Source organism: Micromonospora sp. NPDC050795 (assembly GCF_044456785.1).
Classification (GTDB): Bacteria; Actinomycetota; Actinomycetes; order Mycobacteriales; family Micromonosporaceae; genus Micromonospora.
Genome location: NZ_JBITGE010000051.1, coordinates 1 through 14,762 on the forward strand (window position 1 = coordinate 1; position 14,762 = coordinate 14,762).

The 14,762-nt window shown below is 69.9% G+C and carries 14 protein-coding genes, 1 tRNA gene and 1 pseudogene; 2 read left to right on the plus strand and 14 right to left on the minus strand.

Annotated elements, in window-relative coordinates:
* Window positions 1-867 precede the first annotated feature (867 nt).
* The 3 genes from ACIBEF_RS29945 to ACIBEF_RS29955 are packed head-to-tail and all read right to left on the minus strand — an operon-like array spanning window position 868 to window position 2,170.
* The gene (locus tag ACIBEF_RS29945) at window positions 868-1,302 is read right to left on the minus strand and encodes an RNA-binding domain-containing protein (protein ID WP_396796714.1); all 435 of its coding nucleotides are present in this window, start codon (window positions 1,300-1,302) and stop codon (window positions 868-870) included.
* Between the two features lie 60 nt (window positions 1,303-1,362).
* Window positions 1,363-1,836, minus strand: a complete 474-nt coding sequence (locus ACIBEF_RS29950) for a hypothetical protein (RefSeq protein WP_396796677.1) — start codon at window positions 1,834-1,836, stop codon at window positions 1,363-1,365.
* On the minus strand, window positions 1,826-2,170 hold the full coding sequence (locus ACIBEF_RS29955; RefSeq protein ID WP_396796719.1) for a hypothetical protein: 345 nt from the start codon (window positions 2,168-2,170) through the stop codon (window positions 1,826-1,828). Before ACIBEF_RS29955 ends, ACIBEF_RS29950 begins: the two co-directional genes overlap by 11 nt.
* Window positions 2,171-2,229: 59 nt before the next feature.
* Between ACIBEF_RS29955 and ACIBEF_RS29960 the strand changes: the two are divergent.
* Window positions 2,230-2,776: pseudogene (locus tag ACIBEF_RS29960) on the plus strand (site-specific integrase); the annotation flags it as partial.
* A gap of 69 nt (window positions 2,777-2,845) precedes the next feature.
* Here the strand turns inward: ACIBEF_RS29960 and ACIBEF_RS29965 are convergent.
* The 9 genes from ACIBEF_RS29965 to ald form a co-directional block, all read right to left on the minus strand.
* A tRNA-Pro gene (locus tag ACIBEF_RS29965) sits at window positions 2,846-2,919 on the minus strand.
* A 224-nt stretch (window positions 2,920-3,143) separates the two neighbouring features.
* Window positions 3,144-4,547, minus strand: coding sequence for a ribosome biogenesis GTPase Der (gene der / locus ACIBEF_RS29970; RefSeq protein ID WP_396796679.1), 1,404 nt, complete (start codon window positions 4,545-4,547; stop codon window positions 3,144-3,146).
* Between the two features lie 49 nt (window positions 4,548-4,596).
* Window positions 4,597-5,277 carry a (d)CMP kinase gene (gene cmk / locus ACIBEF_RS29975; RefSeq protein WP_396796681.1) on the minus strand — a complete coding sequence of 227 codons (681 nt, stop codon included), beginning with the start codon at window positions 5,275-5,277 and terminating at the stop codon, window positions 4,597-4,599.
* Window positions 5,278-5,472: 195 nt separating this feature from the next.
* Window positions 5,473-6,243 carry a pseudouridine synthase gene (locus ACIBEF_RS29980; protein WP_238659881.1) on the minus strand — a complete coding sequence of 257 codons (771 nt, stop codon included), beginning with the start codon at window positions 6,241-6,243 and terminating at the stop codon, window positions 5,473-5,475.
* A complete protein-coding gene (gene scpB / locus ACIBEF_RS29985) occupies window positions 6,230-7,324 on the minus strand; it encodes an SMC-Scp complex subunit ScpB (RefSeq protein ID WP_396796683.1) in 1,095 nt (364 codons plus the stop codon). The genes ACIBEF_RS29980 and scpB overlap by 14 nt, the downstream gene beginning before the upstream one ends.
* Window positions 7,317-8,327 carry a segregation and condensation protein A gene (locus tag ACIBEF_RS29990; RefSeq protein WP_396796684.1) on the minus strand — a complete coding sequence of 337 codons (1,011 nt, stop codon included), beginning with the start codon at window positions 8,325-8,327 and terminating at the stop codon, window positions 7,317-7,319. Before ACIBEF_RS29990 ends, scpB begins: the two co-directional genes overlap by 8 nt.
* Before the next feature lie 41 nt (window positions 8,328-8,368).
* On the minus strand, window positions 8,369-9,292 hold the full coding sequence (locus ACIBEF_RS29995; RefSeq protein WP_124862901.1) for a ParA family protein: 924 nt from the start codon (window positions 9,290-9,292) through the stop codon (window positions 8,369-8,371).
* 179 nt (window positions 9,293-9,471) lie between these two features.
* The gene (locus ACIBEF_RS30000) at window positions 9,472-10,437 is read right to left on the minus strand and encodes a site-specific tyrosine recombinase XerD (protein ID WP_396796686.1); all 966 of its coding nucleotides are present in this window, start codon (window positions 10,435-10,437) and stop codon (window positions 9,472-9,474) included.
* 38 nt (window positions 10,438-10,475) lie between these two features.
* Complete coding sequence (gene ald, locus ACIBEF_RS30005) at window positions 10,476-11,591, minus strand: alanine dehydrogenase (RefSeq protein ID WP_396796687.1); 1,116 nt, start codon at window positions 11,589-11,591, stop codon at window positions 10,476-10,478.
* Between the two features lie 229 nt (window positions 11,592-11,820).
* Here ald and ACIBEF_RS30010 point away from each other — a divergent pair, with 229 nt between their 5' ends.
* On the plus strand, window positions 11,821-12,159 hold the full coding sequence (locus tag ACIBEF_RS30010) for a TM2 domain-containing protein (RefSeq protein WP_396796716.1): 339 nt from the start codon (window positions 11,821-11,823) through the stop codon (window positions 12,157-12,159).
* A gap of 84 nt (window positions 12,160-12,243) precedes the next feature.
* Here ACIBEF_RS30010 and ACIBEF_RS30015 read toward each other — a convergent pair whose 3' ends face one another.
* Window positions 12,244-12,849: an NUDIX hydrolase gene (locus ACIBEF_RS30015; RefSeq protein ID WP_357208018.1), complete on the minus strand. Its 606-nt coding sequence runs from the start codon at window positions 12,847-12,849 to the stop codon at window positions 12,244-12,246.
* A 73-nt stretch (window positions 12,850-12,922) separates the two neighbouring features.
* Window positions 12,923-14,674, minus strand: a complete 1,752-nt coding sequence (locus ACIBEF_RS30020; protein WP_396796688.1) for a CTP synthase — start codon at window positions 14,672-14,674, stop codon at window positions 12,923-12,925.
* Window positions 14,675-14,762 lie beyond the last annotated feature (88 nt).

Here is a 14,762-nt window from a genome sequence, read left to right on the forward strand (position 1 = left end):
ACGCCGCTTCCGGCATCGCCAACCTCCACAACATCATCCTCACCGGCTGACCACCGAGCCGGCCCCGGACAACGCCCTCACCCAGTTACGAGACGCCCCTTAGGATCTCGGTGCGACGGGGTCGGAGATTAACGGGCGGGAAGGTAAGGGTGAAGCTGCCACCCCGTTCCACCCGCGTGGAAGGCCCGGGAGGCTGGTAGGGAAGGTGTGTCGCAAAGTGAGATCCCTTAGTCGCCCAACCTAAGTATTGCTGCCGCTTGTAAGGCCCCCAGAGGCGGGGAGGGGCGGGTAGAAGCCTCTCTAGGCTAAGGTCCGCCTGGCTCGGATGAAATTCGGCAGCGTCTGCCTCGCCAGCAACATAGAGTTTCACTTCAAGCTGTTGGTAATTCCTGGCAGACCTGTTGATTACCCGAAAGGTCGGCGGCTTAATTAGGCTTGCCGCAGCAGACAGCATAGCCTCTGCCCAAACGTCTTGAACTTGCTTAAGGTATAGAGATACTTGCGCCTCGTACTCCTCTTCGGAGCGCTCCTCTGGGATCTCACGGTTAAGTCCGTAATCCATAGAGGGAAGCCTGGTGTATCTGTCTACTGCGCTACCCAGTCCAGCATATGGCCCACTCGATGGACTCCTCGAACTTCTTCTAAGAGGTTCCATCAAGCGTATGCGCTCGGAATCGGCGAATCTTTTCGCGTCAGCCGGTGACCACTTGGATCGTGATAGCGGCTGGGGACATTCCACTACGACGGCAACATCGAGGGTTTCCTTAATTGGGCTGGCCGCAAATCGTTCCGCTAGCCGGCGGACGTCCCTATGATCGGGCGGAACCAATCGCGCCATCTTCCGAACGTACACCTGACCGTCGCTGATTACATCACATGCTTTTCGAAAGGAGTGTGGCGGGTCTCCCCACCGTGGCGGATTAACTTCGATAATAGAATCTGCATGCCTTGGTACTGGGTCCAGTGTGGCTGCCAAACAGGCCCGTCGCTGCCGATATAGTTGGCAATCATCTGGTCCAAGTCGGCGTTATCCACTTGGTCTACACCTGCCACGGAACCCGGATCAATGCCGATGAGGAGGATGCCTATGCCGCCGACTGTCAGTGCAGCTTCGTTAGGATCACGGTTAGCCATCGCGATGATTGCTTTCGAAACAATCTTCGCCATCTGTTCTTTGGAATGCAAGTCCAGGCTGGACTTCCACTCCAGCCAAGTTTGCTCATCGCTCTGCTCTGCGTTGTAGACCGCGTCGAGCACTGCGAGCCACTCGCTGGGACGAACGGGGCGACGTGTCGTGTCCATATTGAGCACGCCTCGACTGTAGCGGTCGAAAGTCGCTGTCCACACGGCCGATCTGCCTGCTCAGGCTGCATAGACGGCGGTCGCGTCGTCACTGCGCTTGTTACGCGCCCACCTCATGCAGGACGGGTCGGCGGCTTCGATAGCGCGGACTTGGCTGATCAGCTTGGTCGGGCCGTCCTCGACTAGGACGTCGAGCACGTCGGGCCAGTCGAGCAGACCGAACAGGGCGACCAAACATGCTGCTCCGTCGGTCAGCACGGCGACCCGCCGGACGTTGTCGAGTGGCACTTCTCCGGTGATCGCGTGTCGAGCGGCGAACGGTTCCGCAGCTGCCACCCAGTACCCGCCGGGCTGGTTACGAGTGGCCAACTCGGCGTGCTTCATCCGCAGCAACGCCGCCTGCTTCTCGGCATATCCGAACGGGTACCGGTCGGCCTCGTCGCGTTCTGTGCGGAAGGTCTTGTCGACCCGGTCATCAGTAATGACCTTGATGCCATCGACAGTGTCGATCAGCACCGTGACGTCACCGAGCACCAAAATTTTCCAAGGCGGTGTCCTTAAGCCGCAGCAACGCCGTGGCGGCCGAAGGTGTACCCGGGTGGCTGAGGTCGCAGGTGTCTCGGTGCTGGTCGGCGGTGAACCGGATGCCGTACATCAGCGCGTTGACCAACTCCGAGTCGCGGTCGGCCGCCAGGCCGGCGAGAGCAGAGCCAAGCTTTGCGGCGTACCAGGCGATGCCGTGAACGCAGCCGGTGCCGGTGCGGGCAGTGGCACCGTCCAGAACCACGATCAGCTTCTCGCTGGCCTTGGCCCAGTCCTCGTTGGGCGACTTCGGGTTGCCGGCTTCCGAGGCGGTCGAGACGCGCATCAGGCCACGCCTTCGCTGCGGTAGATCGGCGTCAACGCGTCGACCTTCTTCACGGGCCCGCTTTTCGGGTCGTCTCACTGCTGACGGGCGCTCGCACCGAAGAACTACGAGCCCTCACCTGGTCACACGTCGACCTCGCCGGCAAGCCAGACAACGATCCCCCGGTGCCGCCATCCATTCAGGTCTGGCGCTCGGTCCGCGCCGACGGAGACACCAAAACCAAGAAGTCGCGTCGCACCCTGGCACTGCCGGCCCGGTGCGTCACCGCGCTCACCACCCACCACGAGCGCCAGGGCCAGCCTGCCGCTGACCGCCTCGTCTTCGCCTCAGCCGCCGGCACGGCCCTCGATCGGCACAACGTGCTTCGGGCTTCCGCCCCGTCGTCGCCACAGCGGGCCTCGACCCGCGCGACTGGACTCTCCGCGAGCTGCGGCACAGCTTTCGTGTCCCTGCTGTCCGACAGCGGCATGAGCCTTGCACAGATCGCCGACCTCTGCGGCCACTCCGGCACGACGGTCACCGAGAGCGTCTACCGGCACCGACTACGGCCGGTGCTCCTGGGCGGGTGCAGTCGCCATGGACCGGATCTTCGACGCTGAGGCGTAGTCACTCAGTTAGTCACCCAGGTACGACAAAGGGGCCGTCTCGATCTTCCGAGATGGCCCCTCACCTGCGTCGGGACGGCCGGATTCGAACCGACGACCCCTTGACCCCCAGTCAAGTGCGCTACCAAGCTGCGCCACGTCCCGCCCCCGCGTGGTTTCCCCCGCGGCAGCCGGTACAGCTTAGCGCAGCAGCCCCGGGCCGTCCGCACAGGCCCCACCGGCATCGCGACCTGGCCGAACCACCGCACAGAGAACCACCGCACCACCCCCAGAGCGTCCTAGGAGGGTGGGGTTGGGTAGACGAATGCCGGATGGGCAGGAGCGCCCATCCGGCATTCGCGGAGCAGGACGGCAGAACGGCAGACGCGTCAGCCGTGTGCCTTGCCTCGGCCGCCGGGGCCGAGCTTCTTACGCGGGCGGACGGAGATCTCGATCGGGCTGCCCTCGTACCCGAATTCCTCGCGGAGCTTGCGCTCGACGAAGCGCTGGTAGCCGGCGTCGAGCGGGCCGGTGGTGAAGAGCACGAACCGCGGCGGCGCCACCCCGGCCTGCGTCGCGAACAGGATCCGCGGCGCCCGCCCACCACGCACCGGGTGGGGGGTGGCCTGCACCAGCGCGGTGAGCCACTGGTTCAGGTGCGCGGTCGGCACGCGGGTTTCCCAGCTGGCCAGCGCCTTGTTCAGGGCCGGGGCCAGCTTGTCCACGGCCCGGCCGGTCATCGCCGACAGGTTCAGCCGGATCGCCCAGGGGATGCGGCGCAACTCCCGGTCGATCTCCTTGTCCAGGTAGTACCGACGGTCGGCGTCGACCAGGTCCCACTTGTTGAACGCGATGACCAACGCCCGACCCGATTCGGTCACCATCGACAGGATCCGCTGGTCCTGTTCGCTGATCGGTTCGCTGGAGTCCAGCAGCACCACGGCCACCTCGGCGGCCTCGATCGCGCCGGCGGTCCGCAGGCTGGCGTAGTACTCGGTGCCGCTGGCCTTGCCGACCCGCTTGCGCAGCCCGGCCGTGTCGACCAGTTGCCAGGTCTGACCGCCGATCTCGACCAGGCTGTCGACCGGGTCCACTGTGGTGCCCGCCACCGAGTCGACGACCGCCCGCTCCTCACCGGAAAACCGGTTCAGCAGGCTGGACTTGCCGACGTTCGGCCGCCCGACCAGCGCCACCCGGCGCGGCCCACGCGGGCGGTTCTCCACGATCGCCGGTGCCTCCGGCAGCGCGGCGAGGATGGCGTCCAGCAGGTCGCCGGAGCCGCGCCCGTGCAGGGCGGACACCGGGAACGGCTCACCGAGGCCGAGCGACCACAGCGACGTGGCCTCCATCTCGACGGAGTTGTTGTCCGCCTTGTTCGCCACCAGGATCACCGGCTTGGCGCTGCGCCGCAGCATCTTCACCGCGGCCTCGTCCACGTCGGTGGAGCCCACCATCGCGTCGACCACGAAGAGCACCACGTCGGCGGTGACGACCGCCGTCTCGGCCTGCGCCGCGATGGCCGCGGCCCGGTCCTTCGCGTCCGGTTCCCAACCGCCGGTGTCCACCACGGTGAACGCCCGGCCGTTCCACTGCGCGTCGTACGGGACGCGGTCGCGGGTCACGCCGGGGACGTCCTCGACGACCGCCTGCCGGCGGCCGATGATCCGGTTGACCAACGTCGACTTACCCACGTTGGGGCGACCGACCACGGCCACCACCGGCTGCGGGCCACTCGGTTCCTCGACGGCGACGTCGGGCTCCCGCAACTCCACCCAGCCAGCACCCTCGCTCATGCCGTTCCTCCGCTTCGCTCCGGACCGCCATGAGACACAACCGCGCCGCTCATGCCACGCCCCGCTCGGTGAGCAGGTCGCGCATCCGCGCCACGACCTCGTCGATGCCCAGCTCGGTGGTGTCCAGCACCACCGCGTCGGGCGCCTGGGCCAGCGGGTTGACCTTGCGGGTCGAGTCGAGACGGTCCCGCCGGGCCAGATCGGCGGCCGTGGCCGCCACGTCGGCGGCGTCCTCGGCGCTGCGCCGGGCGGCACGGGCCGCCTCGGAGGCGGTCAGGAAGACCTTCAGGTCGGCGTCCGGCGCCACGACCGAACCGATGTCGCGACCCTCGACCACCATCCGACCAGCGTTGGCGATCATCTCGCGCTGCCGGCCGACGAGCAGCTCACGGACAGCCGGCACGGCGGCGACGGCGGAAACCGCGCCGGTCACCTCAGCCCCACGGATGTCGGCGTCCACGCCCACACCGTCGACGGTCACGCCGTACCCCTGCGGGTCGGTGCCGATGCGCAGGTCGACCTCGCCGGCGACCTTCGCCACCGACGCGGCGTCGGTGAGGTCCACGCCGGAGCGCAGCACGGCCCACGTGATCGCCCGGTACATCGCCCCGGTGTCCAGGTAGCGCGCACCGATGCTCGCGGCGAGCCGCCGCGACACGGTGGACTTACCCGACCCGGACGGCCCATCCACAGCGACCACACATCGCCCGAACCGTACGTTTTCCTCCACCGTGTCCTCCTCAGCCCGTACCTCACGGATCGCCCGGTGAGCTGGCGCCGCAAGCGGTTGTCAATCGTCATCAATCATGCCCGGGTGCGCTGTCGAACCCGCGCGCGCCGCCGCCGGAGGCGACCCACGCCACCCGGGCGGCCGCGTCCCGGCCATCGGTGGAGCCTACCGGCTGCCGTACCCCGAACTCGGGGGTCAGTCACCCACCGCGTTGAACAGGGCGGCGACCTCGGCGTTCGTCAACCGCCGGATCCGTCCGGTCCGCAGTTCACCCAGCCGGATAGGACCGATCGAGGTACGCACCAGCCGGGTGACCGGGTGCCCGACCTCCTCCATCAGCCGTCGGACGATGTGCTTGCGGCCCTCGTGCAGGCTGAGCTCCACCTGGGCGGATTTACCCAGAGTGTCCACCACCTTGAACGAGTCGACCTTGACCGGCCCGTCCTCCAGCTCGACGCCGGCCAGCAGCCGCTTGCTCAGGTTGCGTGGGATCGGCCCGACCACCTCGGCCAGATAGGTCTTCAGCACCTCGTACGAGGGGTGCATGAGCTTGTGCGCGAGGGTGCCGTCGTTGGTGAGCAGCAGCAGGCCCTCACTGTCCGCGTCGAGGCGCCCCACGTGGTAGACCCGCTGCTCCACCCGGTTGCCAATGAACTCGGCCAGCTCGTTGCGCCCCTTGTCGTCCGCCATCGAGGTGACCACTCCGCGCGGCTTGTTCATCGCCACGTAGACCAGGCGAATGTCGACCTGGAGGCGCTCCCCGTCCACGTGGATCACGGAGGTGGCCGGGTCGACCTTGTCGCCGAGCTTGGCGACCCGCCCGTCCACGGTGACCCGGCGGCGGAAGATCAGGTCCTCACAGGCGCGCCGGGAACCCACGCCGGCGGCGGCGAGCACCTTCTGCAGGCGCTCAGCCCCCTCGTAGACGGGCGCGTCGGGTTTCGGGGAACGGTTATCGGGTCGCATCAGCAAGCTCTTCTACGTCGTCGGGCAGGAAGGGTGCGAGGGGCGGCAGCTCGTCGACGGTGTTCAGCCCGAGCTTCTCCAGGAACAACGTGGTGGTCCGGTAGAGGAACGCCCCACTGTCCGTTTCGGTGCCGCACTCCTCGATGAGGCCACGGGTGACCAGCGTACGGATGACCCCGTCGCAGTTCACACCCCGGATGGCTGAGATTCGCGAACGGGTCACCGGCTGCTTGTACGCAACCACGGCGAGCGTCTCCAGCGCCGCCTGGGTCAGCCGCACGGACTGCCCGTCCAACACGAACCGCTCAACGTACGTAGCGTATTCCGGCCGGGTGTACAGCCGCCACCCGCCAGCCGCCCGCCGCAGCTCGAACCCGTGCCCGGCCGCCGTGTAACCAGCGGCGATCTCGTCGAGCATCGGCCCGACCCGCTCGGCGGGCTGCTCCAGCACCTGGGCCAGCACCAGCTCGCTGACCGGCTCGTCGACGACCAGCAGGATCGCCTCCAACGCGCCGCGCAGCTCACTGTCGGACAGCTCGGGCGCGGGCTCCGGCACGACCGTCGCCCGCCGCCGTCCCGCCAGCTGCCGCCGGGGTACGCCCGCAGCGTCCCCCGACTCCCCCACCGTGCCGTCCGTCACCGCACCGGGGTCCGGGCCCGCCGAGCCCACGTCGCCCGCAGCCGCCTCACCGCGATCCGGCTCACCCGGGCCGCGACCTGGCTCACCAGGGCCCACCTCGTCGGAGGCCACCTCAAGGAGATCGGGCCCACCTGCGGCCACCTCGACCGGGCCTGGGCCACCTGCGGTCACCTCGACAGTGCGCGGCTCACCCGGGCCCGCGTCGTCTGGGCCCCGCCCAGCCGGGTCGCCCTGCGCGGATCCCGGCACGACCACGTCCGGCTCGGCGGCTACTGGCTCCGGTCCGGGCGCTGCCGCTGCGGGCTCGTCGGTCTCCGGTGGTGCGGCTGACCCGTCCGGCTCCGTGGGGGTGTCGGCGGCGGGCGGGCGGGGGCGGTCCCACGGGGGCACCCAGGCGGCGGCCTGGTCGGCCAGCGAGTCCCGACGTTGCTCGTCACTCATCCCGCGCACCCTCCGTCGTTCCCGTCCCGTCCGGCCCGCCGGCCTCCCCCGTCGGCACACGGTCAGCCCACGCCGGGTCACGCTCAGCCTCCGCCGGCTCAGGACCCGCCCCCGCCAGTTCAGGCGCCGGTGACTCCGGGTCGGCCGGACTGCCGGCGTACTCGTCGACGTGCAGCTCGGTGTCGCCGTCGGCCGGGCCGGTCCACCGCACGGTCAGCTCCTCCAGGGCCTGCTCCTGCACGAACGACACCAGGCCCTCCCGGTACAGCTCCAGCAGCGCGAGGAACCGGGCCACCACCTCCAGGGTGGCCTCGCAGTCCGCGCAGAGCAGCGAGAACGTGGCGGTGCCGGCGCGGCGCAGCCGGGCGGCGAGGATCGCGGCGTGTTCCCGGACACTGACCCGGACCATGTGCACGTGGGCGATAGAGACCTCCGGCACCGGCTTCGGGGTCATCGCCTTCACGGCCAGCTTCAGCAGCCGCTGGGGGCCGATGCCGAGGACCAGGTCGGGCAGCGCCTCGGCGTAACGGGCCTCCAGGCTCACGGCGCGCGGGTAGCGTCGGCCGCCGACGGCCTCCAGCTCGGCGATGTGCGCCGCCGCCTCCTTGTACGCCTTGTACTGCAACAGCCGGGCGAAAAGCAGGTCCCGTGCCTCCAGCAGGGCGAGGTCGGCCTCGTCCTCCACCTCGGCGGCGGGCAGCAGCCGGGCCGCCTTCAGGTCGAGCAGGGTCGCGGCGATGAGCAGGAACTCGCTGGCCTCGTCCAGATCCCAGTTGTCGCCCATCGCCCTGATGTAGGCGATGAACTCGTCGGTGACCGTGTGCAGGGCCACCTCGGTGACGTCGAGTTTGTGCTTGCCGATCAGTTGCAGCAGCAGGTCGAACGGGCCGGTGAAGTTGGCCAGCCGCACCGTGAACCCGCTGGCAGCGGAATCGACCGGCGGCACACCGTCGACCACGGCCGCGTCGGCGGTCTCGGGTGGGTCGAGGGGTGGCGCGGTCACCGGACGACCGTAGTCCACGAGGCGGGCACGGGACGTTCCGGCTACCGCTCCGACTGGGCGGCGATCACCTCGCGGGCCAGCTGACGGTAGTTACGTGCCCCGGAGGAGGCCGGGTCCATCGTCGTGATGGGGGCACCGGCCACGGTGGACTCAGGGAACTTCACCGTCTTGGTGATGACCGTCTGGTAGACCTTGTCGCCGAACGCCTCCACCACCCGCTGGAGGACCTGGCGGCAGTGCGTGGTGCGGCTGTCGTACATGGTGGCGAGGATGCCTTCGAGCTCCAGGTCGAAGTTGAGCCGCTCGCGCACCTTGTCGATGGTGTCCAGCAGCAGTGCCACACCCCGCAGGCTGAAGAACTCGCATTCGAGGGGGATGAGCACACCGTGCGCGACGGTCAACGCGTTGATCGCCAGCAGGCCGAGTGACGGCTGGCAGTCGATCAGGATGTAGTCGTACTCCTTGCGGACCGTGCGCAGGACCCGGGCCAGGGCCATCTCCCGCGCGACCTCGTTGACGAGCTGGATCTCGGCGGCGGAGAGGTCGATGTTGGCCGGTAGCAGGTGCAGGCCCGCCACGTCGGTCTTGATCAGGACGTCCTCGGCGATCACGTCGTCCTGCATGAGCAGGTTGTAGACGGACAGGTCGAGGTTGTGCGGGTTGACGCCCAGGCCCACCGAGAGCGCGCCCTGCGGGTCGAAGTCGACGAGCAGCACCTTGCGGCCGTACTCCGCGAGGGCGGCACCCAGGTTGATGGTGGTGGTCGTCTTACCGACGCCACCCTTCTGGTTGGCCATCGCGATGATGCGCGCGGGGCCGTGCCGGTCGGTGGGCATCGGCTCAGGAATGGGCTTGCGCATCGTGTAGGCAGCCGGGTCCGCAGGACCCAGGTCCGCGCCGAGCGTGGCCTGCTGCTCGCGGAGCTCCGACGTCCAGGTCTCGGCACGGTCACCGTTGCCAGCCATGTGCTCGTTGCCCCCTCCCGACGACCCACCCGGCGTCGGAGCCGTCCGACGTCCTTCGCGGCGCCGCTGCGCACCCCGGTCGTGTTGCTCCAGGAGGTCCGCGCCGATGCCGACTGTACGCCACCGACCAGCAGGGGGTTCGGCACCGGCCCGGCGTGTCGGCGTCGACCGCTACCGGTTCAGCCCTGGGCGCGGGGATGGGCGGTGGCGTACACCTCGCGCAGCCGCTCCACGGTGACCAACGTGTAGACCTGGGTGGTGGTCACCGAGGCGTGGCCGAGCAGCTCCTGGACCACCCGGACGTCGGCGCCGCCGTCGAGCAGGTGGGTGGCGTAGGAGTGGCGCAGGGTGTGCGGGGAGACCGCGGCGGGCCCGTCGACGGGCAGCCCGGCCCGGTCGGCGGCGCGGCGCAGGATGCCCCAGGCGCCCTGGCGGGACAGCGCGCCACCGCGGGCGTTGAGGAACACCGCCGGGGTGCCCCGGCCGGCGGCGGCCAGCCCGGGACGGGCCCGGACCAGGTAGGCGCGGACGGCGTCGACGGCGTACCCGCCGATGGGCACCAGCCGCACCCGGCCGCCCTTGCCGCGCAGCAGCACCGTGCCGTCGTCGGTGTCGAGGTCGTCCACGGCGGCGCCGACCGCTTCGGAGATGCGCGCGCCGGTGCCGTACAGGAACTCCAGCAGCGCCCGGTCGCGCAGTGCGAGGGGCGCGTCGTCGCCGGTCGCGGTGATCGGGCCGGCGGTCTCCAGCAGCCGGACCACGTCGTCGACCGGTAGCGCCCGGGGCAGCCGCCGGGGCGGCGTGGGCGGGCGGACGTCGCGGCTCGGATCGGCGCCGGCCAGGCCCTCGCGCACCGCGAAGCGGTGCAGGCCGCGTACCGCGCTGGCCGCGCGGGCGGCGGAGGAGACAGCGAGGGGCGGGTGCGCGTCGTCGCCGGCGCGCAGCCGCGCCAGGTGCGACTCGACCAGGCCGGCGCCGACCGACGCGAGGTCGGTGACGCCGGCGTCGGTCAGGGTGGCGAGGTAGCGGTCCAGATCGCGGCGGTACGAGGTGAGCGTGTTCGCGGAGAGGCCACGTTCGACGGTCAGGTGGTCGAGGTAGCCGCGAACGGCACGGCGCAGCGCCGGCGTGGGTGCTGTGCCCACGCCGGCGGAGTCCGTGCCGCCGGTCAGCCCGCCACCGTTCAGCCCAGCACGTCGGCCAGCGGGAGCACGTCCATGCCGTGCGCCTCGGCGACCGGGCCGTAGGTGACCTGACCGGCGTGGGTGTTGAGGCCCAGCGCCAGCGCCGGGTCGTTGCGCAGCGCCTCACGCCAGCCCTGGTTGGCCAGTTCCAGGGCGTACGGCAGGGTGACGTTGGTCAGCGCGTAGGTGCTGGTGTTCGGCACCGCACCGGGCATGTTCGCCACGCAGTAGAAGATCGACTCGTGGACCTTGTAGACCGGGTCGGCGTGGGTGGTGGGGCGCGAGTCCTCGAAGCAGCCGCCCTGGTCGATGGCGATGTCGACGAGCACGCTGCCCGGCTTCATCCGGGAGACCAGCTCGTTGGAGATCAGCGTCGGGGCCTTCGCGCCGGGCACCAGCACCGCGCCGATGACCAGGTCGGCGTCGAGCACGGCGCGCTCGACCTCGTACGCGTTGGAGGCGACGGTCTGCAGGTGACCCCGGTAGATCGCGTCGGCCTGCCGCAGCCGGGCCACGTTCTTGTCCAGCAACAGCACCTCGGACTGCAGACCCAGCGCGATCGCGGCGGCGTTCATGCCGGAGACACCGGCGCCGATGACCACGGTCTTGGCCGCGTACACGCCGGAGACACCGCCGGGCAGCACACCGCGCCCACCACCGGTACGCATCATGTAGAAGGCGCCAACCTGCGGGGCGAGCCGGCCGGCGACCTCGGACATCGGGGCGAGCAGCGGCAGCGACCGGTCGGGCAGCTCGACGGTCTCGTACGCGATGCCGGTGACCCGGCGGTCGATCAGCGCGTCGGTGCACTCCTTGGAGGCGGCCAGGTGCAGGTAGGTGAAGAGCACCTGCCCCTCGCGCATCCGGTGGTACTCCTCGGCGATCGGCTCCTTGACCTTGAGGACCAGCTCGGCGGTCTCCCACACCTCGTCGGCGGTGGCGAGGATCGTCGCGCCGGCGGCGGCGAACTCCTCGTCGGTGATGCTGGAGCCAACCCCGGCGCCGGACTCGACGAAGACCTGGTGGCCGCTGCGGGTGAACTCGTTGACACCCGCTGGCGTGATCGCCACGCGGTACTCGTGGTTCTTGACCTCGCGGGGGATTCCGACCTTCACGATGCAGACACCTCTCTTCGGGGCTGCTCTCCCCCGACTGCTCGGTGCCACGACGGCCCCTTTGCCGCCGCGGTACACCGGTCCTGCGGCGGCAGTCTAGGCGCGCCCGGGGCCGCCGCGAGCCAGCACAGTGACACCCGGTGCCCGGGTGTCCTGACGATGTGTCAGGGCACCGCCGAGATTCGGCGGTCGAGCGTCACCTCAGCCAACAGGACAATGTTTCACCACTATCGTCCCATCTGCCGGGCGGCGGTGCGGACAGCCGGCGAGTGGATCACTAATGTGTCCGCCCATGACCACTCCTCCTTACCAGCCCGGTTACCCCGAGCCGGGGTACCCCCAGGGCGTCTCCGACAAGAGCAAGATCGTCGCGGGCGTCCTCGGCATCCTGCTCGGCACCTTCGGTGCCGGTCGGTTCTACACCGGACACACCAAGATCGCCGTTCTCCAGCTCGTCGTGAGCGTGGTGACCTGCGGCCTCGGCGCTTTCTGGGGCCTCATCGACGGCATCCTCATCCTGGTCAACGGCGGCACGGACGCGCAGGGCCGTCCGCTGCGCGACTCCTAGACCAGCAAGCGGAAGGGGCCCCGCGGTTGACCGCGGGGCCCCTTCGGCGCGTACTCCCCCGACCGGCTGGACCGGCGGCGACGCTCAGCGCGGCAGCGGCGCGTCCGCCCGACGCAGAGACGCGAAGCCGGTGTCCCGGGCCCGGGCCGCGGCCAGCAGCCCGGCCACCGCGGACGCGTTGGTGATCTCACCGGCCGCGACCATGGCGACCGCCTCGTCCAGGTCGATCCGGACGACCTGGAGGTCGGCCTCCTCGTCGTGGCGCTCGTGCCGCTCGTCGGCCGGCACGTCGGCGAGGTCGCGGGCCAGGAACACCCGGACGATCTCGTTGGTGAACCCCGGCGAGCTGTGCAGGTCCACCAGCACGTCGACCCGCCCGGCGGTGAGGTCGGCCTCCTCGGCCAGCTCCCGCAGCGCGGCCACCGGCAACTCCTCGCCGGAGACGTCCATCAGACCGGCCGGCAGCTCCCACAGGTGCCGCCCGACCGGGTGCCGGTACTGCCGGATCAGCACCACCTGGCCGGCGTCGTCGAGCGCCACCACGGCCACCGCCCCGACGTGCCGGACGAGGTCACGCAGCCCGGTCCCACCGCCCGGCATGGTCACCTCCTCGGTGACCACGTCGAAGATCCGCCCCCGGTACCGCTCCTGCCGGGAACGCACCTCGTAGCGGTGCTCCAGGTTGCTCACGCCGTCGCCTCGCTGCGCTCGACGACGGCGTGCGGCACCCCACTGAGCCTGCTGGTTCGCTCGCTGCGCTCGCTCACGACGCCGACGACGCCTTCGTCGCGGCGCCGTTGCGGGCGGCCTTGCGCGTCGTCGGGGCCTCCGCCGCCGCGTCCAGGTCGACCGGCAACTGGTCGGCCTGCGAGTACGTCACCGCGGCCTTGACGAACGAGGCGAACAGCGGGTGCGGGCGGGTCGGACGGCTCTTCAACTCGGGGTGCGCCTGGGTGGCCACGAAGAACGGGTGCAGGCTCCGGTCCAGTTCGATGAACTCGACCAGCCGGCCGTCCGGCGAGGTGCCGGAGATGTGCAGGCCCGCCTTGGTCAGCGCGTCCCGGTAGGCGTTGTTCACCTCGTAGCGGTGCCGGTGCCGCTCGCTGATCTCGGTGCTGCCGTACGCCTCGGCGACGATCGAGCCCTCGGTCAACGTCGCCGGGTACGCGCCCAGCCGCATGGTGCCGCCCAGGTCACCCCGACCGGCGACGATGTCCTCCTGGTCGGCCATCGTGGCGATGACCGGGTGGGCCGCCTGCTCGTCGAACTCCACCGAGTTCGCGCCGTCCAGGTCGGCCAGGTGCCGGGCCACCTCGATGGTCATGCACTGCAGGCCGAGGCAGAGGCCGAGCAGCGGGATACCGGCCTCCCGGGCGTACCGGGCGGTGCCGATCTTGCCCTCGATGCCGCGGACGCCGAAGCCGCCGGGGATGAGGATGCCGTCCACGCCGGCCAACGCCGCGGCGGCACCGGCCGGGGTGACGCACTCGTCGCTGGGCACCCACGTGAGCTGCACCCGGGCCCGGTGGCCGAAGCCGGCCGCCCGGATCGCCTCACTCACCGACAGGTACGCGTCGGGCAGGTCGACGTACTTGCCGACCACGGCGACGGTGACGGTGTGCCGGGGGCGGTGCACCCGCTCCAGCAGGTCGTCCCAGCTGGCCCAGTCCACGTCCCGGAAGGAGAGGCCGAGCCGGCGCACCACGTACGCGTCGAGCCCCTCCCGGTGCAGCACCTTCGGGATGTCGTAGATGCTCGGGGCGTCCGGGGCGGCGACGACCGCCTCGGCGTCCACGTCGCAGTAGAGCGACAGCTTCTCCTTGAGCTTCACCGGGATCTCCCGGTCGCAGCGCAGCACGATCGCGTCCGGCTGGATACCGATGTTGCGCAGCTGCGCCACCGAGTGCTGCGTCGGCTTGGTCTTCAGCTCACCCGAGGGCGCCAGGTACGGCACCAGCGAGACGTGCAGGTAGAAGCAGTTGTCGCGGCCCAGGTCGTGGCGGACCTGACGGATCGCCTCGAGAAACGGCAGCGACTCGATGTCGCCGACCGTGCCACCGACCTCGGTGATCACTACGTCGGGCAGCTGGCCGTCCTCGTCCGGGTCGGCCATCGCCAGGATCCGCGACTTGATCTCGTTGGTGATGTGCGGGATGACCTGGACGGTGTCGCCCAGGTACTCGCCGCGCCGCTCCTTGGCGATCACGTCGGAGTAGATCTGACCGGTGGTGACGTTCGCCTTGCCGGACAACGCCCGGTCGAGGAACCGCTCGTAGTGCCCGACGTCGAGGTCGGTCTCGGCGCCGTCCTCGGTGACGAACACCTCACCGTGCTGGAACGGGTTCATCGTCCCCGGGTCCACGTTCAGGTAGGGGTCGAGCTTCTGCATCACCACGCGCAACCCGCGCGCGGTCAGCAGGTTGCCGAGGCTGGAGGCGGTGAGGCCCTTACCCAGCGAGGAGGCGACGCCCCCGGTGACGAAAATGTGCCTGGTCGTCCGTGCTGATGGGGCCAAGGCCTGCTCCCGTGTCGTCTGTCGCGGTCATGCAGACCGCCGTGCTTGATCAGCAAAGTGATCACGCGATCCACGGGATTCGACGGTA

Bases quoted from the DNA above. Each gene is read 5' to 3' on its own strand.
- ACIBEF_RS29945 (WP_396796714.1), bottom strand. From the start codon at position 1,302: ATGGACACGACACGTCGCCCCGTTCGTCCCAGCGAGTGGCTCGCAGTG.
- scpB (WP_396796683.1), bottom strand. From the start codon at position 7,324: ATGAGTGACGAGCAACGTCGGGACTCGCTGGCCGACCAGGCCGCCGCC.
- ACIBEF_RS29955 (WP_396796719.1), bottom strand. From the start codon at position 2,170: ATGCGCGTCTCGACCGCCTCGGAAGCCGGCAACCCGAAGTCGCCCAAC.
- ACIBEF_RS29980 (WP_238659881.1), bottom strand. From the start codon at position 6,243: ATGCGACCCGATAACCGTTCCCCGAAACCCGACGCGCCCGTCTACGAG.
- ACIBEF_RS29995 (WP_124862901.1), bottom strand. From the start codon at position 9,292: ATGGCTGGCAACGGTGACCGTGCCGAGACCTGGACGTCGGAGCTCCGC.
- der (WP_396796679.1), bottom strand. From the start codon at position 4,547: ATGAGCGAGGGTGCTGGCTGGGTGGAGTTGCGGGAGCCCGACGTCGCC.